This is a genomic window from Kitasatospora sp. NPDC057940 (assembly GCF_042887425.1).
Lineage (GTDB): Bacteria > Actinomycetota > Actinomycetes > Streptomycetales > Streptomycetaceae > Kitasatospora.
Map to the genome: position 1 here is coordinate 1 of NZ_JBHVPH010000022.1, position 1,045 is coordinate 1,045.

General features: G+C 70.0%; 1 protein-coding gene and 1 rRNA gene. Both read left to right on the forward strand.

All coding sequences use genetic code 11. From position 1 onward, the window contains the following. Positions 1-87: ribosomal RNA gene (gene rrf, locus ACFVTF_RS27650) — 5S ribosomal RNA — on the forward strand; the annotation flags it as partial. A gap of 98 nt (positions 88-185) precedes the next feature. Then, positions 186-1,045, forward strand: an 860-nt coding sequence (locus ACFVTF_RS27655) for a phosphatase PAP2 family protein (RefSeq protein ID WP_387817147.1), incomplete at its 3' end; no start/stop codon positions are given.

The window sequence follows — 1,045 nt, forward strand, 5'->3', positions numbered from 1 at the left end:
GGTTACATTCCGAACCCGGAAGCTAAGCCTTACAGCGCCGATGGTACTGCAGGGGGGACCCTGTGGGAGAGTAGGACGCCGCCGAACAATCATTCCGAAAAGACCCCCTCCCGTCCGGGAGGGGGTCTTTTTGCGTTAACCTCTGCCAACACACGAACCAGAGTTTGTCGGAGAGGCGCGATCCGTTGCAGAACCTGACCCTTACCTGGCAGTCCGCCGGGGGCGCCGCGGTCGCTCTCTACGGCGGGGCGTACGCCGCCGCCAGGGTCCGGAAACCGTCCCTGTCGGCGCTGCTGCGGGAGGCCGGCACGCTGCTGGCGCTGTTCGCGCTCTGGCAGCTGGTGGGTCACCTCTCGGTGATGAGCGGGGACCACGCGCTGGACCGGGCGGACTGGATCCACCGCACCGAGTCGTTGATCGGTCTACCGGACGAGGCGTCCTGGCAGGCGGCCGTCACGCCGTACCCGGTGCTGGTGAGGCTCGCGAACTACTACTACGCGGCGATGCACTTCGCGGTGATGCTGGCGGTGCTGCTCTGGGTGTTCGTACGGCACCGGGAGCGGTACGCGTGGGTGCGGAACACGGTGGTGATCACCACGGCGGTCTGTCTGCTGGTGCAGTTCATCCCGGTGGCGCCGCCCCGGATGCTGCCGCAGCACGGGTTCGTCGACGTGGCCGCCGAGTACGGGCAGTCGGTGTACGGGGGCGCGATGGGCGGTGTGGTGGTGGCGGACCAGCTGTCGGCGATGCCCTCGGTGCACGTCGCGTGGTGCGTGCTGGCGGCGGTCGCGGTGGTGCGGGTCTCGCGGAGCCCGCTGCGGTGGGTGATGGTGCTGCACCCGGTGCTGACCGTCGCGGTGGTCGTGGTGACCGCGAACCACTTCTGGGCGGACGGCATCGTCGCCGTCGTGATCCTGCTGTTCGCGTACGCCGTCCAGGCCCTGGTGGCACGTCGCCGGGGGGGGGGGGGGCGGGCCCGCCCCCCCACCCCGCGACGGGATGGCGCTACCTGCTACTGGGCACGAGCGCCCGGACCAGAGCCAGC